This is a genomic window from Paraburkholderia dioscoreae (assembly GCF_902459535.1).
In the GTDB taxonomy this organism is placed as follows: Bacteria; Pseudomonadota; Gammaproteobacteria; order Burkholderiales; family Burkholderiaceae; genus Paraburkholderia; species Paraburkholderia dioscoreae.
In genome coordinates this window covers 1,782,911-1,802,534 of the sequence record NZ_LR699554.1, presented here as the reverse complement: position 1 = coordinate 1,802,534, position 19,624 = coordinate 1,782,911, and the positions used below count along the sequence as shown (strand labels likewise).

Genomic DNA, 19,624 nt, shown 5'->3' with positions numbered 1-19,624 from the left:
GCTACTGAGGGGTCGCCGAAGCGTGTCGCGAGTATAGATCGCGCGCGAGGCTCAGCAACGCGCGATCGCTGCCACGCGCGCCGATCAGCGAGAGCGCGAGCGGCCGGTCGAGTTCGTCGGCGAAAGGGAGTGTGATTTGCGGCAGGCCGCCGAACGCGGCGATCGAATTCATCGTGAGCGAGTCTTCGTAGAAGCGGCCGATCGTGTCGCCGCTGGCGTTTTTTGGTAGTAGCGCGACGGGCGTGGTTGGCATTACCAGCACGGTCCGATCGATTTCGAACAGCGTGTTCAGCGCGCTGCGCAGTTCGTGCAGAACCGTGCGCCATTGCGCGGCCTGCTGCCTGTCGAGCGTGTCCAGTCGTGCAAAACGCGGCGCAATACCTGGCCCGAAGCGCGGCTGTGCCGAGCGGATCCAGGCGCCGAGCGAGGCGTCGATTTCAAGGTCTTGCACAGCCTGATAGCACGCGAGCCAGCGAGCCTGGTTGCCGGCGAACACGTCGAGCGATGTCCGCGCGCCCAGCCTTTCGGCCAGTGCCGTGAGCCGCGCGGCGTCGTCGGCTTCGTTGCGCTCGCGCGCCGCGAAGGCTTCGGCAACGCGCGTGAGACGTACGGCGCGGCCCGAAGCGTAAGCAGTGGAAGCGGACGGCGCGACTGGCAACAACACATCGCCCACGGCAGCCAGCACGTCGATCGATCGCGCGAACCAGCCGACGGTATCGAAGCACGGCGCGAACGGCAGCACGCCGTCGAGCGGAATCGCATCATGGCTCGGCCGCATGCCGAACAGCCCGCAGAACGCGGCGGGCACGCGCACCGAGCCGCCGGTATCGGTGCCCAAGGCAAAGTCCACCTCACCGTTCGCCACCGCCGACGCCGATCCGCTCGACGATCCTCCCGGCAACGCATGCGGCCAACGCGGATTGAGCGGCGTGCCGTAATGATGGTTCTCGCCTTCGAGGCTATAGGCGAGTTCGTCGGTGATCGTTTTGCCGTCGAGCGCCGCGCCGGCCGCTAATAGCGTATCCACACAGCGCGCATGAGCACGAGCCGCCGCGTGGCTCGCGAGCCAGCCGGGATTGCCGCCGCCGGTCGTCACGCTGGCGACGTCGATCAGATCCTTCACCGCGAAGCGCAGGCCGTTCAGCGGCCCGCTCGCCGTCGCGGCAACCTGCACGCGAGGGCCGGGGATGAACGCGTTCATGCGGCGTCCGCCAGCGCAGCGACGATTCGCGCCGAGTCAGTGACGAAGCCGAAGCACTTCTTCACGTTCCAGATGGTCGCTTCCGTGCAGAAGGCCGGCGACGACGTCGCGCAGCAGTCCTCCACCAGCACGCAGCCATAGCCGAGAAAATTGGCGTCGGTGAGCGAATGCAGCACGCACTGATCGGTATTCACGCCCGCGAACATCACCGTGCGAATGCCGAGATTGCGCAGAATGCTGTCGAGCGGCGTGTCCCAGAACCCGCTGATCCGGTACTTGTCCACGCGGATATCTTCCGGCAGCGGCGCGAGTTCATCGACCACTGCCGCAGCCCACGAATCCTTTTCGAGCACGTGCGAGCCATTGCTCGCGAGCGGTTCGCCCAGGCCGGTTCCGGTGCCCGTCGGCTTATATAGATGCAACTGGTTCGGCGGCATGTTGGCGAGGTCGGGCCGGTTGCCCCAGTTCACCCATATCACCGGCACGCCGCTTTTGCGCAGCGCCGGCAGGAGGCGCTGCAATGGTGCAATCGGCGCGCGGTCGACCGAGAAATCGCCCCCAATCTGGGCAACCCATCCGCCGTTGGTGCAGAAGTCGTTCTGCATGTCGATCACGATAATCGCCGTGCTGCGCAGATCGACGCGGACATTTTGCGGCTCGCACGGCAGCGTCGCGACGACCGGTTCGGGCGCCGGCAACGACATGTCGACGAGCGTTTCGCCGGCTACCCAGCGAGGCCGGCCGTCGCGGCCCAACTGGCCGGAAACGCTTGTGCCGTATGCGTCGTGCTGTTTCATCGAAGGTTCTCCATCGGGTGTCGATTGCTATAAAAAAGATGTGGGGTGAAGCATGTCGCGCATTGCTTGCATGGTCTCCGGTTCGCGCTTTCGCGCAGGCCTGAACGAAGCCCGCATGCCGCGAAAACCATCGCATGGCATCGAAGTTGCATTGGTTTCGTTCATGAATAACCTACTTACCCAAACCAGACGCAAGAGGAATGCCAGAATGTCGATCATCAAGCTCAAAACCCTCGCCACCTGTGTCGTCGCGCTCGCCGCCTCCAGCAGTGCGATCCATGCGGTAGCGGCCGATCCGCTGCGGGTCGGCGTGCTGATTCCCGGTTCGAAGTCGGACAAAGGCTGGATGGAATCAGGCTACGACGGACTGGTTGCCGCGCAGAAGGAACTCGGCCCGAAGCTGAAGACGCAGATGATCGAGAACATCAACTACGCCGACATGGAACAGGCGTTGACCAACCTCGCTTCGAAGAACCAGTTGGTGATCGGCGTGGGCGGGCAAACGCAGGCCTCGGTGCTGAAGATCGCGAAGCGCTTTCCCAACGTGAAGTTCGCGATCGTGGGCGGCAACAAGGGGCAGGACATGCCGCCGAACGTGGCCGGCTATGACGTCAAGCAGGCGGAGATCGCCTATGTTGCCGGCGCGGCCGCGGCGATGCTGTCGAAGAACGGCGCGGTGAGTTACGTGGGCGGCATGGAGATTCCGTCGATCGTCAACGCCGGCAAGGAGTTCGGCAACGGCGCGCGCTCGATCAATCCGAAGATCAAATACTTCGAGAGCTATACCGGCGACTTCGACAACGTGTCGAAGGCCAAGGAAGCGACGCTCGCCGCGATCTCGCAAGGCGCGGACGTCCACTATCACATTCTCAACCTCGGCTTGCGCGGCATGGAGCAGGCGGCCAACGAAAAGCACACGCACGTGATCGGCAGCTATACCGACCGCTGCGGCACGGACCCGTTGTATATCGCGTATTCGATTACGGGTGTGGGCTATCAGGTGCAATACGCGATCGACCAGATGGCCGCCGGCACCTGGCAGCCGGGCTACAAGGCGTTTGGCCTGGCGATGGGACCGAAGGCGTCGGGCATGGTGGTGTGCAAGCCGACCCCGGAGATGTCGACGAAGATCAAGCAGATCGAACAGGACATCGAAAGCGGCAAGATCAAGGTCTCCGAAGGCTGACATGGACGCGACTTCCGCTTCTGCAGGCGCGGCTGCCGCCGTCAAAGCCGACGCGCCCATGACTGACGGCAAGCCGCGAACAGCGGTGCTGCGCATGGAAGGCATCGTCAAACGCTTCGGCGCGTTTCAGGCGCTGAGCGATGTCTCGCTCGAACTCTTCGCCGGCGAAGTGCATTGCCTGCTGGGCGAAAATGGCGCCGGCAAATCCACGCTGTGCAACGTGATGTTCGGCGTGCATCAACCCGACGCGGGCTCGATGTGGCTCGACGGCGCGCCGTATGAGCCGCATAGTCCGCGCGATGCGCTGACGCACGGCATCGCGATGGTGCATCAGCACTTCAGCCTGGTGGAAGACGTGAGCGTGCTCGATAACCTGTTGCTCGGGCAGGTGCGCGGCTGGCTCGATCGCAAGCGCGAGGCGCAGCGGGTGCGCGCGTTGGTGGCGGAACTCGGGCTCGCGCTCGATCCGGATGCGCGGGTCGCCGAACTCTCCGTGGGCGAAAAGCAGCGCGTCGAGATCGTCAAATGCCTGATTCGCGAGCCGCGTCTGCTGGTGCTCGATGAGCCGACCGCCGTGCTGCTGCCGGCCGAGATCGATGCGTTGCTCGATACGTGCGCGCGGGTGGTGGCGCGCGGCTGCGCGGTCGTGCTGGTGACACACAAGCTGGCCGAGATCCGCCGTATCGCGAACCGCGCGACGGTGCTGCAAAGCGGCCGCGTGGTGGCGCGTTCGAGCACGCCGTCGGCCGATGTCGACGCGCTGGTGAGAGCGATGATCCAGCGGCCGGGCAATGCGGAGCAGGAGGCGGTTTCGACTACAACTGCCACCGCCACGCCACGTTCAACAACCCGCAGCGCGTCCCCCTACGCCCGTCCGCTCGCCGACGAAGCCTTGCAGATCGACGGCCTCACCGTGCGCGACGCCGACGGCGTGACGCGTCTCGAAGACTGCACGCTGGTAGTCAACCGCGGCGAGATCGTCGGCATAGCGGGCGTGGAAGGCAATGGCCAGAGCGAACTCGGCGCGGTGCTGGCCGGCATGCAGAAGGCGAGTGCAGGGCGTTTCTTCGTGCAAGGCGCCGACTGTACGCAGGCCGCGCCGCAGACGTTGACGAAGGCCGGCGTCGGCGTGGTGCCGGAAGACCGGCACGCGGTCGGCTGCGTGCCCGACATGAGCCTGACCGAGAACCTCTTTCTCAACCGGCTCGACGACTACGCGCGGCACGGATTCATGCAGCGCCGCGCGATGCGCCGGGATGCGCGCGCGCTGATGCAGCGCTTCGACGTGCGCGCCGCGAGTCCCGACGTCGCGTTTCGCGGCCTCTCGGGCGGCAATCAGCAGAAAGCGGTACTGGCGCGCGAACTCACGCTCGACGGACTCGCGGTGCTGATCGCCGCGCAGCCTACGCGCGGGCTCGACGTCGGCGCAGTGGCCGCGGTCTACGACCACATTCGCGCTGCCCGCGACGAAGGCGTCGGCGTGCTGCTCATCTCGTCCGAGCTCGACGAACTGATGGCGGTGGCCGATCGCGTGCTCGTCATGTATCGCGGCCGCATCATGGGCACCTGTGTGCCGGATGCGTCGCAACTCAATCTTCAACGCGAGCGCATTGGCGCATGGATGGCAGGCCAGACAGCATGACTCCGACGACCTCATCGAGTTCTTTTCCTCGCGCCGAGTGGCGCGGTTCGCGGCGCGTGAGAACCGCCGCGGTGCTCGGCGGCGCTGCGCTCGTCGCGATTGCGGCGGCGCTGGCGCTGATCGCGATCGTCCACGTGCCGCTCGGCGACGCATTGGCCGCGTTCGCCGACGGCGCGTGGGGCTCACCCTACGCGATCGGCGCATCGATCAATCGCAGCCTCGTGTTCGCGCTGGTCGGCAGCGGCTTCGTGCTGGCTAACCGCGCGCAGTTGACCAACGTCGGCGGCGAAGGGCAGATCGCGATGGGCGGCATCGTCGCCACCGCGGTCAGTCTGTACGGCCATGTCGCGCACCTGCCGTTCGGTCTCGCGTTCATCGTGCCGATGCTGGCGGCCGCGCTGGCGGGCGCCGCGTGGGGCGCGCTGCCCGGCTGGCTGAAAGTGCGCGCCGGCACCAACGAGGTGATCAGCACGCTGCTGCTCACGTTCATCGCCGTGTGGTTTCTCTACTGGTGCGTGCAGTCGGAAGCGCTGCTGCGCCAGCCGATGAGCAACGCCGCCACGCTCCCCGAATCGCTGGAAATTCCCGATTCGACCAAACTGCCGTTGCTCGCGAGCGCAATCTCGACCGGGCTGCATATCGGCTTGCCCATCACGCTCGTGCTGTGTGTCGCGGTGGCGCTCGTGCTGACGTATAGCCGCTTCGGCATGCATCTGCGCGCGGTCGGCCTGAATGCGCTGGCCGCGCGCCGCGCCGGCATGCCGATCACCTCGACCATCGTCGGTGCATTGGCGCTGGCCGGCGCGCTCGGCGGTCTCGCTGGCGCGTTGATGTTGCAAGGCGAACAGTATTCGCTGAAGGCGGGCTTCTCGTCGGGTTACGGCTTCGACGGCCTCGTGGTCGGCTTGCTCGCGCGCAGTTCGATCACCGGCGTATGCGCGGCGGCGCTGCTGTTCGGCTTCATGCGCTCGGGCGGCATCAATATGGAAATGGTCGCATCGGTGCCGTCGGCGCTGGTGCTGGTGGCGCAGGGCATCGTGATCGTCGCGCTGGCGGGCGGTTCGTTGTGGCTCGAACCCAAGGGAGCTCGCTCATGAACGCGGAATTCGCGGCGGTTTTCGTGGGCTCGTCGATTCGCTTCGCGGCGCCGTTGATGCTCGCATCGACCGGCGAGCTGATCAGCGAGCGTGCCGGCGTGCTCAACATGAGCGTGGAGGGCATGATGCTCTCGGGTGCCTTTCTCGGCGCGGCGGGCGCATGGGCGACCGGCAACGCGGCGCTCGGGCTTGCCATCGGCATGCTCGGCGTGCTGCCGATCGCGTTGCTGCAGGCGTTTCTCAGCATGACGTTGCGCGCCAATCAGATCGTGACCGGCATCGGCATCAATATCCTTGCGCTCGGCGCGACGACGCTCGCGTACCGCGAGCTGTTCGGCGAGCGTTCGAGCGCGGTGATTCCCGGACTCGCGCGCTGGTCGCCGCCGGGACTCGGCGCGATTCCCGTGATCGGCGAGCCGGTGTTTCATCAGGTGTGGCTCGTCTATCTCGGCGTTGCGATTCTGCTCGCCACTTCGCTCGTCATGCGGCGCACCGCGCTCGGTGTCGCGCTGCACGCGGTCGGCGCGGCGCCTCGTTCGGTCGATCAGTCGGGGCTTTCGGTGACGCGGCTGCGCTATGGCGCGGTGCTGTTTTCCGGTGTCATGTCCGGCGCGGCGGGCTGTTTCATTTCGATCGGCGACATTCACACCTTCACCGAAGGAATGACGAGCGGCGCCGGTTATCTGGCGATCGCCGCGATCATTTTCGGCAACTGGAAGATTGGCCGCACGGTGGGCGCCTGTCTGCTGTTCGGCGCCGCGAGCGCGTTGCAGTTCCAGTTGCCGCTGATCGGCGTGCACGTGCCGACCGCGCTGCTGGTGATGCTGCCTTATCTGCTCGCGCTGATCGCGGTGGCGGGGCTGATCGGCCGGCAAACTGCGCCGCTCGCGCTCACCCAGCCGTTCCGTCGCTGAGGTCGCGCTTACAATGCGGGAGTCGCGCATTCCGACGCATCCTCTTGACGCAATCACGCCGCTGTCCGGCTTTCGACTCTTATGACACGTGCTTCAGCCCGATCGACTTCCGCTGTATCCGCCGCCGGTTCAACGGCACCCACGACCCAGCGTCAGAAGCTCGCGGCAGCGACCCGTCAGCGCATCTTCAGGATCGCGATCGCCGAGTTCTCGGACAAAGGCTTGAGCGGCGCGCGAGTGGAGACGATCGCGAGCCGCTCGAAGGTCAATATCAGGATGATCTATCACTACTTCGGCGGCAAGGAAGCGCTCTATCTGGAAGTGCTCGAATTCGTGCTGGCGCGGCTGCGCGAAGCCGAGCTCAAACTCAAACTGGATATCGACCGCATCGATCCGGTCACGGCCATCGTGCAGCTCTACGATTTCATCGAAGGACACTTTGCGGCGCATCCTGAGCTCGCGAAGCTGCTGTCGTTCGAAAATCTGAACCGTGCCCGCGTGATGAAGCGTTCGAGCGCGATTCCGGAAATGTCGTCGCCGGTGTTGACGCTGCTGCGCACGGTGATCGCGCGCGGCGAGGAAGACGGCTCGTTGCGCCGGGACATGGACCCGTTGCATCTGTATGTCGCGCTCGTCAGTCTGTGTTCGTTCCACAAGTCGAACGCTTATACGCTGTCGCGCATCTTCAATACCGACATGCTTGCCGCGCAGTGGCAGGAAGACCACAAAGCCCAGGCGCATGAAATGGTGCGCGCGTTCGTGATGGCCGGCGCGTCGCAGCCTGCGTTGCCGAAGCGGGCGCGAGCGCAAATCCAGGGCGCGTGAGCCCCGAGTTGGTGAGGGCTGCACCAACGGCAGTGCGGTCAACTGAGTTTTCGTGAGCGTCCCGGGCACTGTGGCCGGACGGGTGAAGCTCCGCCTGGCTTGGGTTTGAAGCGATTTCCCGCAGTGAAATAAGCGCTTGGCATAGCTCCTGCTAATTTGAGTCCAAACTTGTATTCAAGATTGCACTCAAGGATAAACAGGTGCCTATTTCTTCACCCATGACGGTCAAAGGCTTGCTCGCGGCCTATGCTGCGGGCAGCCTCACGCCGACTGAAGCCGTGACGGCGGCGTTGGCGCAGATCGACGCCATCGACCGGCCCGAAGTCTGGATTCTGCGCGTGCCGGCGGCCGACCTGCAGGCCCGCGCAAAAGCGCTCGAAGCGCTATACGAAGCGCAGGGCAGCGCCGTGTTCGAGCAGATGCCGCTGTTCGGCGTGCCGTTCGCGGTCAAGGACAATATCGACGTCGCCGGCTTGCCGACCACGGCCGCTTGCGAGCCGTTCGCCTATACGCCGGACGCGTCGGCGTTCGCCGTGCAGCGGCTTGTCGATGCCGGCGCGATTCTGATCGGCAAGACCAATCTCGACCAGTTCGCCACCGGCCTCGTCGGCACGCGTTCGCCGTATGGCGCCGTGCGGCATGCCGGGTCACCGCCGTACGTCTCGGGTGGTTCGAGTTCAGGCTCGGCCGTGGCGGTGGCGGCAGGTTGCGTGGCGTTTTCGCTCGGTACCGACACGGCCGGTTCGGGCCGCGTGCCTGCGGGATTCAACGGGCTCGTCGGACTCAAGCCGTCGTTGGGACTGGTCAGCAAACGTGGTGTGGTGCCCGCGTGCCGAAGCCTCGACACGATCTCCGTTTTCGCGCACGACGTGGACGACGCATGGCGTGTGCTCAGTGAAATCGCCTGCTTCGATTCGCTCGACGGTTACTCGCGCAAGGTGCCGGCACTTGGTCTGCTGCGTGCGGCACCCCGCATCGGCGTGCCGGAGCAACTGGAGTTTTACGGCGACACAGCAGCGAGCCAAGCGTTTTCATCGGCACTCGACACGCTCACCACGCACCTGCATCTGACCACACAATCAATCGACTTCGAGCCGCTCAAAGCCGTCTCGGCTCTGCTCTACGACGGCCCGTGGGTCGCCGAACGCCGTGCGGCGCTCGGCACGTTTTTCGAAACCCATCACGAAGCAATCGATCCGGTCGTGGCCAAAGTGATCGGCAAAGCAGAGCAGTTCAACGCCGCCGATGCCTTCAACGGCCAGTACGCGCTGGCCGATCTGAAGCGCCACGCCGAAGCGCTCTTTGAAGCGATCGACATTCTGATCGTGCCCACCACGCCGACGCATCCGTTGATCGCGGACGTGAAGGCCAATCCAGTCGAACTGAACAGCCAGCTCGGCTACTACACCAACTTCGTCAACCTGCTCGACCTGTGCGCGCTGGCGGTGCCGTGTCAGCGGCGCAGCGACGGCTTGCCCGCAGGCGTGACGCTGATCGCGCCGAGCGGCGCGGACCGGCGTCTCGCTGAACTCGGCGCGCGGATTCAGGCGCTGTTCGCGAGCGCGACGGAGGCCGCGAGTGCCGGCAATACCAGCGAAGCAGCGAACACCAACGAGGCCGTCAACAGCAACGACGTTGCCAACACCAACGAGGCCGCCAACACCGCAGCCGCATCAATCGCCGCACTCATTCAGCCGCTGCCATTCCAGGAGCCGACCGTCACCCTCGCGGTGGTCGGCGCGCATCTGCGCGGACAGCCGTTGAACTGGCAACTCCAGGAAGCCGGCGCGCGTTTCGTCGAAGCGGCACACACCGCGCCCGGCTACAAGCTCTACGCGCTCGCCAACACCCAGCCGCCGAAACCCGGCCTCGTGCGCGCCACGCTGCAGCAAGGCTGGCCGATTGCCGTGGAACTGTGGGAAGTGCCGCTGCGCACCTTCGGCAAATTCGTCGCCGACGTGCCCGCGCCGCTCGGCATCGGCACGTTGGAACTCGCCTCCGGCCACAGTGTGAAGGGCTTTATCTGCGAGCCGTCGGCCGTCAGCGACGACAGCGGCGCGCTCGATATCACGTCATTCGGCGGCTGGCTCGCGTATCTCGCCAGCCTGAAGGCAAACCCGCAGCCAACCCCGCAGGCCAACGCTCTTTAACCCTCCATCAGGAATTGGACACCATGACAAGCCGCCGCAATTTCATCAAGAGCGCCAGTCTGTTGACGCTCGGCAATATTCTGCCTATCCAGTCGGTGTTCGCCGCGCCGAAGACCACCGTCGGCGTGATCTACGTCGGCGCGCGCGGCGACTACGGCTACAACCAGGCGCAAGCGCAAGCCGCCGCGGTGATCAAGAAGATGCCCGACGTGAAGGTGGTGGAAGAAGAGAACGTGCCCGAGACCATCGCCGTGCAGAAGACGATGGAAGCGATGATCGAACAGGACGGCGCCACGCTCATTTTTGCGACTTCGTTCGGCTACTTCGATCCGCACGTGCTGAAGATGGCGGCGAAGTATCCGAAGGTGCGCTTCGCCCATTGCGGCGGTTTGTGGAAGCAGGGCAACCCGTCGAACATCACCAGCTATTTCGGCTATATCGACGAATGCCAGTACCTGAACGGCGTGGTGGCCGGTCATATGACGAAGAGCAGGAAGCTCGGTTTCGTCGCGGCCAAGCCGATTCCACAGGTGCTGCGCAATATCAATTCGTTCACGCTCGGCGCGCAGTCGGTCGATCCGTCGATCACCACGCAGGTGATTTTCACGGGCGACTGGTCGATGCCGGTGAAGGAAGCCGAAGCCACCAACAGTCTCGTCGATCAGGGTTGCGACGTGCTGACCTGTCACGTCGACGGTCCGAAGGTCGTGGTCGAGACCGCGGAAAAACGCGGCGCGATGAGCTGCGGCTACCACGCGAGCCAGGCCGCGCTCGCGCCCAAGGGTTATCTGACCGGCGCCGAGTGGGACTGGGCGACGCCATACAAGCAGTTGGTAACGGGCGCGCAAGCCGGCACGCCGCAGCCCAACGTGCTGCGCGGCGGTTTGAAAGAGGGCTTCGTGAAGATGTCGCCGTACGGTGCGAAAGTCACGGCCGCGGCGAAACAGAACGCCGACTCGATCAAGACCAGCATGGTGGCCGGCAACTTCGTGATCTTCAAAGGCCCGATGAAGGACAACAAGGGCGGCATGGCGATCGCCTCGGGCGCGAGCCACGCTCAGACCGACTACACGCTCGAAAGCATGAACTATCTGGTGGCGGGCGTCGTCGGCCAGATCTGATGACGGCGGTGTTTGCGTGACGATGTTGGCGTCGATCGAGGAGCCGTGATGCGCCCCAATGCCTCTGTTGCGAGAGTGATGCTCTCGTTCCTGCCCGCGCTGCCGACCGTGCTGGCGGTGCTCGGCACCTTGCTGCTGTTCTCGCTGTTCCTGCTGGTGCAGGGACAGCCCGCGCTCGACGCGATCGTGCTGATTTTCCAGGGCGCGTTCGGCTCCTCGTTCGCGTGGCAAAGCACGTTGCTGCGCGCGGCGCCGTTGATGCTGACCGCGTTGTGCGTGGCGTTGCCCGCGCAGGTCGGGCTGATCGTGATCGGCGGCGAGGGCGCGCTCGCACTGGGCGGCATGTGTGCCGCCATCGTTCCGCAGATCCTGCCGCACGGCACACCCTGGCTGATCGCCACGCCGTTGATGGCGCTCGCCGGCATGCTGGCGGGCGGCGTGTGGATCGGCGCGGTCGGCGCGTTGCGGCAGTGGCGCGGCGTCAACGAGACCATTAGCAGCCTGTTGATGTCATATATCGCGATCGCCGTGTTCAAGCATCTGGTGGAAGGGCCGCTGCGCGACCCCGCGAGCCTGAACAAACCGTCGACGCTGCCCGTGCCCGACGCAATGATGATCGGCTCGATCCCCGGACTCGATACGCATTGGGGCCTGTTCTGGGGCGTCGTCGCCTGCGTCGCGGCGTGGGTGTTCGTGAAGTTCAGCACCAAGGGCTTCGCGATGCGGGTGGTGGGCGGCAGTAATCGCGCGGCGCGTCTGGTCGGCTTGCCGGTCAATGTGCTTGCGCTCACAGCCTGCGTGCTGGGCGGCGCGGCGGCCGGGCTCGGCGGCATGTTCGAAGTCGCGGCGGTGCAGGGCAGCGCGAATGCGTCGCTGCTCGCAGGCTACGGTTACGCGGGCATTCTCGTCGCGTTCGCGGCGCGCCAGAATCCACTCGCGATCATTGCGTGCGCGCTGATGATCGGCGGCATCGAGGCGAGCGGCAGTCTGCTGCAACGCCGCCTCGATCTGCCCGACGCCACCACGCTCGTTCTGCAAGGCCTGCTGTTCGCCAACCTGCTTGCGTGGGAAGCGCTCGGCGGCCACATCGCCGCGTGGCGCGTGAAGTTGCAGGCCGCCGCGCAGACCGATCTCCCCGTGCAACTGGAGCAGACCCATGCCTGATATGCACTCGCCTGTCGTGATCCTGTTGTTGTCGCTGTTCGCCGGGGCGATTCGCGTCAGCACGCCTTATCTGTTCGTCAGTCTCGGCGAGTGTTTGACCGAGAAGGGCGGCCGCGTCAATCTCGGACTGGAAGGCATTCTCGTGTCCGGCGCGATGAGCGGTTATGCGGGCGCCTTTCTGAGCGGCTCGCCGTGGATCGGCGTGCTGGCCGCCGGCGCGGTCGGCTTGCTGCTCGGCTGCCTGCATGGTCTGGTGTGCTCGTTGCCGCGCGTGTCGGATATCGCTTTCGGCATCGCGTTGATGCTGCTCGGCACCGGACTCGCGTTCTATCTCGGCAAACCCTTTATCGAACCGCAGGCGCCGATGCTGCCGTTCATCGACCTCGGCGGGTGGAGTTCATCGCCGCAATTGCATAACGCGCTGCATCTGAACCTGCTGTTCGTGATCGGCGTGGTGCTCGCCTTCGTTCTGCAATGGGGCTTGCGCAATACGCGCTGGGGCATGGTGCTGCGGCTCGTCGGCGATCACGCGGAAACGGCGCGCGCGATGGGCTATCCGCTGACCCGCGTGCGGATTGCCGCGACGGCGGTGGGCGGCGTGTTCGCGGGCGTGGGCGGTGCGTATCTGTCGCTGGTTTATCCCGGTAGCTGGAATGAAGGACTCTCCAGCGGCCAGGGGCTGATGGCGGTCGCGCTGGTGATCTTCGCGCGCTGGCAGCCGTTGCGCTGTTTGTGGGCCGCGCTGCTGTTCGGCGCGGCGGGCGCGCTCGGACCGGCGTTGCAGGCGATCGGCGTGACGAGCGGCTATTACCTTTATAACGCGGCGCCGTATGTGTTGACGCTCGTGATCATGATCATCAATTGCCGTCCGGATCGCACGCTGGCGGGCGCGCCCGGCGAGCTGAGCCTGACTCGCTGACGTGCTGACGTGCTCGCGCATTCGCGGAGCTTGCCGACTCCGACGAACCTGACGAACCTAACCCAGGATACCCAGACCATGACCCGATTCATCGAAGCCAAACCGTACCCGTGGCCCTACGACGGCAACCTGCGCCCGGAAAACACCGCGCTCGTGATCATCGACATGCAGACGGATTTTTGCGGCCACGGCGGCTATGTCGACAAGATGGGCTACGACCTCTCGCTCACGCGCGCGCCGATCGAGCCGATCAAACGTGTGCTGAAGGCCATGCGCGAGCAGGGCTTCACGATCATCCACACGCGTGAAGGCCACCGGCCCGATCTCTCCGATCTGCCCGCCAACAAGCGCTGGCGCAGCCGCCGTGCCGGCACCGACGGCGTGGGCATCGGCGACGACGGCCCGTGCGGCAGGATCCTCGTGCGCGGCGAGGCGGGCTGGGAGATCATCGACGAACTGAAGCCGCTCGCGGGCGAGATCGTGATCGACAAGCCGGGCAAAGGCTCGTTCTGCGCGACGGATCTGGAACTGATCCTGCGCACGCGCGGCATCGAGAATCTGATTCTGACCGGCATCACGACCGATGTCTGCGTGCACACCACCATGCGCGAAGCCAACGACCGCGGTTTCGAATGCACGGTGCTCGCCGACTGTTGCGGCGCGACCGACAAAGGCAATCACGACGCCGCGCTGCACATGATCACGATGCAAGGCGGCGTGTTCGGCACGGTGTCGGACTCCGGCGCCTTGCTGCACACGCTGGGGGGATGATCATGTCGACGACGGTACGGCAGGCGCTCGGCGTGGAAGTGCTGAACGCGAGCAAGTCGTTCGGCGCGTTTCGCGCGCTGGACGGCGTTTCGATCAAGGTCAAGGCCGGCACGATTCACGCGCTGCTCGGCGAGAACGGCGCGGGCAAGAGCACGCTTGTGAAGGGACTGGTCGGCTACGGCGTGCTCGACGACGGCCAGATCGCCGCCGACGGCCGCGAAGTGCACATTCATTCGCCGCGTGATGCGCAAGCACTCGGCATCGGCATGGTGTATCAGCATTTCACGCTGGCCGCGGGCCTGTCCGTCGAAGAGAACCTGTTGCTCGCGCGTGGGCAGATGCCGTGGAAAATCGCCTGGAAAGCGGAGCGCGCGGCGCTCGCCGCGTTCATGCAGCGCATGCCGTTTCGCCTGCCGCTCGACGCGCCGGTCGCGGGACTCGCCGCCGGCGAAAAGCAGAAGCTCGAAATCCTCAAGCAGCTCTATCTGCAGCAGCGCTTCCTGATACTCGACGAACCGACTTCCGTGCTGACGCCGCAGGAAGCCGACGAAGTGCTCGGCCTGATGCGCGATCTGACCACGCGCGGCGAGCTGACCGTGCTGATGATCACGCACAAGTTCCGCGAAGTGATGGCCTACGCGGACGACGTCACGGTCTTGCGCAAGGGGCGCCAGGTCGGCACGAGCGCGGTCGCGAACACCACGCGCGACGAACTCGCCGCCTGGATGATGGGCACCGTGGCGACCGGCGACGCGCCTGTCATGGCGGCTGTGACCGAAGAGCGCGTGCAGCGCAAGCCGGTCGATGAATCCGCCCAGGTGCGCCTCGCGCTGCGCGATGTGTCCGTGGAAGACGACCGCGGACACACGGCCGTCAAGCACGCAACACTGTCCGTGCGCGCGGGCGAAATTCTCGGTCTCGCGGGCGTCTCCGGCAACGGCCAGAAGGAACTGGTGGAAGCGCTGGTCGGGCAGCGCCGCGTGAAGACCGGCGACATGCAGGTGGCCGGCAGGCCGTACCATGCAACGCGCGAACAGATGACGCAGCGGCGTGTGTTCGCGATCCCCGAAGAGCCGCTGAAGAACGCCTGCGTCGGCGGCATGAGCGTCGCGCAGAATCTCGCGCTGCGCGACTTCGATCGCGAGCCGTTGCGGCGCGGCGGCTGGTGGCTCGATCGCCGCGCCATGCGCGAGCGCGCCGCGCAGTTGATCGGCGAATTCAACGTGCGCCCGCCCGTACCGGAACGCGCGATCGGCACGCTCTCGGGCGGCAACGTGCAACGCGCGGTGCTGGCGCGCGAACTCGGGCAGCCGGTGGATGTGCTGATCGTCGCGAATCCGGTGTTCGGGCTCGACTTCGCGTCGGTGGCCGATATCCATGCGCGTCTGATGGCCGCGCGCGATGCGGGCGCGGCCGTGCTGCTCGTCAGCGAAGATCTCGACGAACTGCTCGAACTGGCGGACCGTATCATGGTGATCGCCGAGGGCGAGCTGGTGTTCGAAACACCGGCGGCGCGCGCGGATCGGACGGTGCTGGGCCAGCATATGGCCGGACACGGCGACACCGCCACGCCACACGCCGCACCGGCTGAAAAACTGAGGGAAACCATCGGATGACATCGACCCACCTGCTGAGCATCGCCGCCCAACCCGGACCGTTCAGCTTCGACCCCGCAAAGACCGCGCTGGTCGTGATCGACATGCAGCGCGACTTCATCGAGCCGGGCGGCTTCGGCGAATCGCTCGGCAACGACGTGTCGCTGCTCGCGGAGATCGTGCCGACCGTGGCCGCGCTGCTCGCGTTCGCGCGCCAACACCACTGGCTCGTCGTGCATACGCGTGAATCGCATGCGGCGGATCTGTCCGACTGTCCGCCGGCCAAGCGTCTGCGCGGCGCGCCGAATGCGCGTATCGGCGACGCGGGGCCGATGGGTCGCATCCTCGTTCGCGGCGAGCCCGGCAATGCGATCATCGAGCCGCTTGTGCCGCTGGCCGGCGAACTGGTAATCGACAAACCCGGCAAGGGCGCGTTTTACGCAACCCGGCTCGGCGAGGAACTGGCGATGCGCGGCATCACGCATCTGGTGTTTGCCGGCGTGACCACCGAGGTATGCGTGCAAACGTCGATGCGCGAAGCCAACGACCGTGGTTACGACAGCCTGCTGATCGAAGACGCCACCGCGAGCTATTTCCCCGCGTTCAAACAGGCGACGCTCGAGATGGTGCGCTCGCAAGGCGGCATTGTCGGCTGGACCGCACCTTTGTCCTCACTATTGAAAATCGACGGGACGATCCCAGCATGGAAGTAAATCAGCCCGACATCGTGGCACAGGTGCAGGCGGCGTTCGTCGAATACGAACGGGCGCTGGTGGAGAACGACATCGAGGCGATGAACGCGCTTTTCTGGCACACGCCGGAGACGGTGCGCTACGGCATTGCCGAGGTGCAGCACGGCGGCGAAGCGATCCGCGCATGGCGCGAGCGCTGCGAGCCGGTGCCGAAGTCTCGCAAGCTGCATCGAATCGTGGTGACGACCTTCGGCGCGGACTTCGCCACCGTCAGCACCGAATTCACGAGCGACGCCACGCCCTTGCTCGGTCGCCAGATGCAAACGTGGGCGAGGCTCAGTCCCGCCGATGGCTGGAAAATCGTCGCCGCGCATGTCAGCCTTATCGCCATGCCATGAAACGCCGATAATAAGAACAAAGGACCAGGCAACATGAACGACGACCCGACCAATCTGCTGGAGACGCCCGCTGCCTCAGGCGTGCAGGATGCGCCCGCGCAGCCTGCCGCGGCCAACCCGCTCGCCGAGCAGGTCTATCAGCAGCTCAAGAACGATATCTTCAGCTTTCGCCTCTTTCCCGGCGACCGTTTTTCGGAGAACGGCATTGCGCAGCACTACGGCGTGTCGCGCACGCCGATGCGCGACGGTCTGTTCCGGCTGCAACGCGAGGGCTATCTGGAAGTCGGCTTCCGGCGCGGCTGGAAAGTCTCGCCGATCAACTTCGATCAACTCGATCAGCTCTACGATTTGCGCATCGTGCTGGAAGTCGCGGCGGTGGAGCGGATAGGCACGGGCGGCGATAGCGCGCACGCCGCCGTCGAGGCATTGAAGGCCGTCTGGTGCGTCGAGCCCGAATTGCGCGAGAGCGACCCGGTGAAAATGTTCGGCATGGACGAAAATTTTCACCGACAACTGGTCGCCGCCACCGGCAACGCTGAAATGCTGCGCGTGCATAACGAAGTGACCGAGCGCATCCGCATCGTGCGGCGGCTCGATTTTCTGAAACCGCACCGCACCAGCGCAACGTACGACGAACATGCCACCATGCTCAATCTGATCGAACGCAACCGGCTGACCGAAGCGATCATTCTGCTGCGCGCGCATATCACGCAGAGCAAGCTGGAAGTGCGCAAGATCACACTGTCCATGCTTGCCGCGGCGCGCGACAGCAAGCTGCCGTTCGTGTCCTGAGCGGGTTGAGTTGCTTGAGCGGCTTGAGTGGTTCGAGCGTCCGCAGGCGCGCGAGGCTCATTCGTAAGAGAACGCGCCGCCGAATTTGTCGATCCGTTCGAGCGCCATGCCTGAACCGCGCACCACGCACGTCAGCGGCGCTTCGGCGACGAACACCGGCAAGCCCGTTTCTTCTGCCAGCAGACGGTCCAGATCGCGCAGCAGCGCGCCGCCGCCCGCCAGCATGATGCCGCGCTCGGCAATGTCCGCGCCCAGTTCCGGCGGCGTCTGCTCCAGCGCGATCTTCACGGCGGAGACGATCTGGTTGAGCGGATCGGTCAGCGCTTCGAGAATCTCGTTGCTGGACACCGTGAAGCTGCGCGGAATCCCTTCCGACATATTGCGGCCCTTGACTTCCATCTCCTTGACTTCGGAGCCCGGAAACGCGGAGCCGATTTCCTTCTTGATGGCTTCAGCCGTTTGCTCGCCGATCAGCATGCCGTAGTTGCGGCGAATGTAGTTGACGATCGCGTCGTCGAACTTGTCGCCGCCCACGCGCACCGAGCCTTTATAGACAATGCCGCCGAGCGAGATCACGCCCACTTCGGTGGTGCCGCCGCCAATGTCGACCACCATCGAGCCGGTCGCTTCCGACACCGGCAAGCCCGCGCCGGTGGCCGCGGCCATCGGCTCCTCGATCAGATAGACCTGCGAGGCGCCCGCGCTGTGCGCGGCTTCCTTGATCGCGCGGCGCTCCACCTGGGTAGAGCCGCACGGCACGCAGATGATGATGCGCGGCGACGGCGCGAACATACGCGACTCGTGCGCCATCTGGATGAAGCGCTTGATCATCTGCTGGGTAATGTTGAAGTCGGCGATCACGCCGTCTTTCATCGGGCGGATCGCCTCGATATTGCCCGGCACCTTGCCGAGCATCTGTTTTGCTTCCTTGCCGACGGCCAGAATGATCTTCTTGCCGTTCGGACCGCCTTCCTGACGAATCGAGACCACCGAAGGTTCGTCGAGCACGATACCCTTGCCACGCATGTAGATGAGCGTGTTCGACGTGCCGAGGTCGATTGCCAGGTCGTTGGAAAAATAGCCGCGCAGAAAACCGAACATGCAAATTCCTGTCTCTCGGAAGTCGGGCGCAGAAGCGCCGCTTGGGAGTTGCCGCCCGGAGGCAGCAGGCGACCTTGATGGTCGGGAGAGACGCAAGAATAACAGTTTCGGGTCCGCGGGCTATTTCGGCGGTTATAGCGGCAGCGCTTCGCGGGCTGCTTACTGCGCGTTGGCGAGCGAAGGGTCGATATAGGCGCTCACGTTTTGCGACTGCTTGTACACGGCGTTGCGCACGTTGAACCTGTCGGCGTTCACGCTCGAACCGTACACGGAGTCCAGTCCGTCGCCTTTGGTGAAGGCCTTCTTCGCCGCCGCGGAGTCGAGCAGGTGGGTGCCTTTGAGCAGGGGCAGGTACTGCGCCGGCGTGAGGCCGACCCGCGCGGACATGATCTTGACCGCGTCCGGCTGCGTCTTCGGATCGTTGATATAGGCCACGCAGCGATACCAGACCGTGATCACCTTGGCCCAGTCGGCCCTGCGCGATTGCAGGCTGACGGGGTTCACGGTGATCGCGTCGTAGATCAGGCCGGGGGCGTCGGCGGACGTGAAGATCGGCCGCGAGCCCGGTACGCGCTTGAGCGCTTCACCCGCGTTCGGTTGCCAGGCGCCGACCGCGGCGATGTCTTTGGACGACGCGAGCACTTGCGGCAATTCGTTGGTCTTCGCGTTGACGAGCGTGAGGTCCGATTCCTTCAGCGCGTGTTTTTCCAGCGCCGTGTCGAGCAGCAGGTGATCGACGAGGCCGATTTCAACGCCGACCTTCTTGCCCTTCAATCCTTCCACCGTGCGCACCGGCGGTTTGGCGACGATCATGTCGTTGCCGCTCGAATAGTCGGTCAGCAGGATCATCACGTTCTTGGCGCCGCTTGCGCCTGTCACCAGCGCGTCGCCGTTGGTTGCGCCGACCGCATCGAGTTTGCCGGCGGAAAACGCATCGAGCGAGGCCGAGTAGTCGAACCACTGGAAATTGACGTCCACGCCGGCTTCCTTGAACCAGCCTTTTTCGATCGCGATCTGAAAGGCGACGAAGCCGGGCCAGTCGCTATAGCCGATGGCGAGCGGCGTGGCCGCGTACGCCGGGGTCGCGGTAAAGCCCGCAGTCAGTCCGATACTGAGCGCGGCAGCGGCCACGGCGAGCACGCCACGCACGCGAAGGGCCGACGCGAAGCGCGCGGGCGAAGTGAGGGAAGGACGGGATGTGGGCAAAGATTCGAAGCGTTTCATCGTTTTCTCCAGGAGACCGGTCAATTGCGATTGTT

At 65.0% G+C, this 19,624-nt stretch carries 18 protein-coding genes; 14 read left to right on the top strand and 4 right to left on the bottom strand.

The window, feature by feature from the left end; genetic code table 11:
• Nucleotide 1: 1 nt before the first annotated feature.
• Both PDMSB3_RS28280 and PDMSB3_RS28275 read right to left on the bottom strand, forming a co-directional pair.
• Nucleotides 2-1,201 carry an amidase gene (locus PDMSB3_RS28280; RefSeq protein WP_007177336.1) on the bottom strand — a complete coding sequence of 400 codons (1,200 nt, stop codon included), beginning with the start codon at nucleotides 1,199-1,201 and terminating at the stop codon, nucleotides 2-4.
• Nucleotides 1,198-1,998 (bottom strand): cysteine hydrolase, encoded by an 801-nt coding sequence (locus PDMSB3_RS28275; protein ID WP_007177335.1) that lies wholly within the window; start codon nucleotides 1,996-1,998, stop codon nucleotides 1,198-1,200. Before PDMSB3_RS28275 ends, PDMSB3_RS28280 begins: the two co-directional genes overlap by 4 nt.
• Nucleotides 1,999-2,206: 208 nt before the next feature.
• Between PDMSB3_RS28275 and PDMSB3_RS28270 the strand changes: the two genes are divergently transcribed.
• From PDMSB3_RS28270 to PDMSB3_RS28205, 14 genes are all read left to right on the top strand, one after another.
• Nucleotides 2,207-3,184 carry a BMP family protein gene (locus PDMSB3_RS28270; RefSeq protein WP_165188413.1) on the top strand — a complete coding sequence of 326 codons (978 nt, stop codon included), beginning with the start codon at nucleotides 2,207-2,209 and terminating at the stop codon, nucleotides 3,182-3,184.
• A 1-nt stretch (nucleotide 3,185) separates the two neighbouring features.
• Nucleotides 3,186-4,826: an ABC transporter ATP-binding protein gene (locus tag PDMSB3_RS28265; protein WP_232064348.1), complete on the top strand. Its 1,641-nt coding sequence runs from the start codon at nucleotides 3,186-3,188 to the stop codon at nucleotides 4,824-4,826.
• Complete coding sequence (locus tag PDMSB3_RS28260) at nucleotides 4,823-5,923, top strand: ABC transporter permease (protein WP_007177332.1); 1,101 nt, start codon at nucleotides 4,823-4,825, stop codon at nucleotides 5,921-5,923. The genes PDMSB3_RS28265 and PDMSB3_RS28260 overlap by 4 nt, the downstream gene beginning before the upstream one ends.
• Nucleotides 5,920-6,837 carry an ABC transporter permease gene (locus tag PDMSB3_RS28255; protein ID WP_165188411.1) on the top strand — a complete coding sequence of 306 codons (918 nt, stop codon included), beginning with the start codon at nucleotides 5,920-5,922 and terminating at the stop codon, nucleotides 6,835-6,837. Before PDMSB3_RS28260 ends, PDMSB3_RS28255 begins: the two co-directional genes overlap by 4 nt.
• 81 nt (nucleotides 6,838-6,918) lie before the next feature.
• Complete coding sequence (locus PDMSB3_RS28250; RefSeq protein WP_007177330.1) at nucleotides 6,919-7,662, top strand: TetR/AcrR family transcriptional regulator; 744 nt, start codon at nucleotides 6,919-6,921, stop codon at nucleotides 7,660-7,662.
• Nucleotides 7,663-7,880: 218 nt separating this feature from the next.
• Nucleotides 7,881-9,812, top strand: coding sequence for an allophanate hydrolase (gene atzF / locus PDMSB3_RS28245; RefSeq protein ID WP_007177329.1), 1,932 nt, complete (start codon nucleotides 7,881-7,883; stop codon nucleotides 9,810-9,812).
• A gap of 23 nt (nucleotides 9,813-9,835) precedes the next feature.
• A complete protein-coding gene (locus PDMSB3_RS28240) occupies nucleotides 9,836-10,933 on the top strand; it encodes a BMP family ABC transporter substrate-binding protein (RefSeq protein ID WP_007177328.1) in 1,098 nt (365 codons plus the stop codon).
• A gap of 48 nt (nucleotides 10,934-10,981) precedes the next feature.
• Nucleotides 10,982-12,097, top strand: coding sequence for an ABC transporter permease (locus PDMSB3_RS28235; protein WP_007177327.1), 1,116 nt, complete (start codon nucleotides 10,982-10,984; stop codon nucleotides 12,095-12,097).
• On the top strand, nucleotides 12,090-13,016 hold the full coding sequence (locus PDMSB3_RS28230; RefSeq protein ID WP_007177326.1) for an ABC transporter permease: 927 nt from the start codon (nucleotides 12,090-12,092) through the stop codon (nucleotides 13,014-13,016). The genes PDMSB3_RS28235 and PDMSB3_RS28230 overlap by 8 nt, the downstream gene beginning before the upstream one ends.
• Nucleotides 13,017-13,094: 78 nt before the next feature.
• On the top strand, nucleotides 13,095-13,787 hold the full coding sequence (gene biuH / locus PDMSB3_RS28225; RefSeq protein WP_007177325.1) for a biuret amidohydrolase: 693 nt from the start codon (nucleotides 13,095-13,097) through the stop codon (nucleotides 13,785-13,787).
• Between the two features lie 2 nt (nucleotides 13,788-13,789).
• The gene (locus PDMSB3_RS28220) at nucleotides 13,790-15,403 is read left to right on the top strand and encodes an ABC transporter ATP-binding protein (protein WP_007177324.1); all 1,614 of its coding nucleotides are present in this window, start codon (nucleotides 13,790-13,792) and stop codon (nucleotides 15,401-15,403) included.
• Nucleotides 15,400-16,095 carry a cysteine hydrolase family protein gene (locus tag PDMSB3_RS28215; RefSeq protein ID WP_007177323.1) on the top strand — a complete coding sequence of 232 codons (696 nt, stop codon included), beginning with the start codon at nucleotides 15,400-15,402 and terminating at the stop codon, nucleotides 16,093-16,095. The genes PDMSB3_RS28220 and PDMSB3_RS28215 overlap by 4 nt, the downstream gene beginning before the upstream one ends.
• The gene (hpxZ, locus tag PDMSB3_RS28210) at nucleotides 16,086-16,472 is read left to right on the top strand and encodes an oxalurate catabolism protein HpxZ (RefSeq protein WP_165188409.1); all 387 of its coding nucleotides are present in this window, start codon (nucleotides 16,086-16,088) and stop codon (nucleotides 16,470-16,472) included. The genes PDMSB3_RS28215 and hpxZ overlap by 10 nt, the downstream gene beginning before the upstream one ends.
• Before the next feature lie 33 nt (nucleotides 16,473-16,505).
• Nucleotides 16,506-17,264 (top strand): GntR family transcriptional regulator, encoded by a 759-nt coding sequence (locus tag PDMSB3_RS28205; RefSeq protein ID WP_007177321.1) that lies wholly within the window; start codon nucleotides 16,506-16,508, stop codon nucleotides 17,262-17,264.
• Between the two features lie 57 nt (nucleotides 17,265-17,321).
• Here PDMSB3_RS28205 and PDMSB3_RS28200 read toward each other — a convergent pair whose 3' ends face one another.
• Together PDMSB3_RS28200 and PDMSB3_RS28195 are read right to left on the bottom strand one after the other, a co-directional pair.
• On the bottom strand, nucleotides 17,322-18,365 hold the full coding sequence (locus PDMSB3_RS28200; RefSeq protein ID WP_007177320.1) for a rod shape-determining protein: 1,044 nt from the start codon (nucleotides 18,363-18,365) through the stop codon (nucleotides 17,322-17,324).
• Nucleotides 18,366-18,524: 159 nt separating this feature from the next.
• Complete coding sequence (locus tag PDMSB3_RS28195) at nucleotides 18,525-19,589, bottom strand: ABC transporter substrate-binding protein (protein ID WP_007177319.1); 1,065 nt, start codon at nucleotides 19,587-19,589, stop codon at nucleotides 18,525-18,527.
• Nucleotides 19,590-19,624: the final 35 nt, after the last annotated feature.

Coding starts and splice junctions, on each gene's coding strand:
- PDMSB3_RS28235 (WP_007177327.1), top strand. CDS start 10,982: ATGCGCCCCAATGCCTCTGTTGCGAGAGTGATGCTCTCGTTCCTGCCC.
- atzF (WP_007177329.1), top strand. CDS start 7,881: ATGACGGTCAAAGGCTTGCTCGCGGCCTATGCTGCGGGCAGCCTCACG.
- PDMSB3_RS28220 (WP_007177324.1), top strand. CDS start 13,790: ATGTCGACGACGGTACGGCAGGCGCTCGGCGTGGAAGTGCTGAACGCG.
- hpxZ (WP_165188409.1), top strand. CDS start 16,086: ATGGAAGTAAATCAGCCCGACATCGTGGCACAGGTGCAGGCGGCGTTC.
- PDMSB3_RS28205 (WP_007177321.1), top strand. CDS start 16,506: ATGAACGACGACCCGACCAATCTGCTGGAGACGCCCGCTGCCTCAGGC.
- PDMSB3_RS28270 (WP_165188413.1), top strand. CDS start 2,207: ATGTCGATCATCAAGCTCAAAACCCTCGCCACCTGTGTCGTCGCGCTC.
- PDMSB3_RS28265 (WP_232064348.1), top strand. CDS start 3,186: ATGGACGCGACTTCCGCTTCTGCAGGCGCGGCTGCCGCCGTCAAAGCC.
- PDMSB3_RS28195 (WP_007177319.1), bottom strand. CDS start 19,589: ATGAAACGCTTCGAATCTTTGCCCACATCCCGTCCTTCCCTCACTTCG.
- PDMSB3_RS28215 (WP_007177323.1), top strand. CDS start 15,400: ATGACATCGACCCACCTGCTGAGCATCGCCGCCCAACCCGGACCGTTC.
- PDMSB3_RS28260 (WP_007177332.1), top strand. CDS start 4,823: ATGACTCCGACGACCTCATCGAGTTCTTTTCCTCGCGCCGAGTGGCGC.
- PDMSB3_RS28255 (WP_165188411.1), top strand. CDS start 5,920: ATGAACGCGGAATTCGCGGCGGTTTTCGTGGGCTCGTCGATTCGCTTC.
- PDMSB3_RS28200 (WP_007177320.1), bottom strand. CDS start 18,365: ATGTTCGGTTTTCTGCGCGGCTATTTTTCCAACGACCTGGCAATCGAC.
- PDMSB3_RS28280 (WP_007177336.1), bottom strand. CDS start 1,201: ATGAACGCGTTCATCCCCGGCCCTCGCGTGCAGGTTGCCGCGACGGCG.
- PDMSB3_RS28240 (WP_007177328.1), top strand. CDS start 9,836: ATGACAAGCCGCCGCAATTTCATCAAGAGCGCCAGTCTGTTGACGCTC.
- PDMSB3_RS28250 (WP_007177330.1), top strand. CDS start 6,919: ATGACACGTGCTTCAGCCCGATCGACTTCCGCTGTATCCGCCGCCGGT.
- PDMSB3_RS28230 (WP_007177326.1), top strand. CDS start 12,090: ATGCCTGATATGCACTCGCCTGTCGTGATCCTGTTGTTGTCGCTGTTC.
- biuH (WP_007177325.1), top strand. CDS start 13,095: ATGACCCGATTCATCGAAGCCAAACCGTACCCGTGGCCCTACGACGGC.
- PDMSB3_RS28275 (WP_007177335.1), bottom strand. CDS start 1,998: ATGAAACAGCACGACGCATACGGCACAAGCGTTTCCGGCCAGTTGGGC.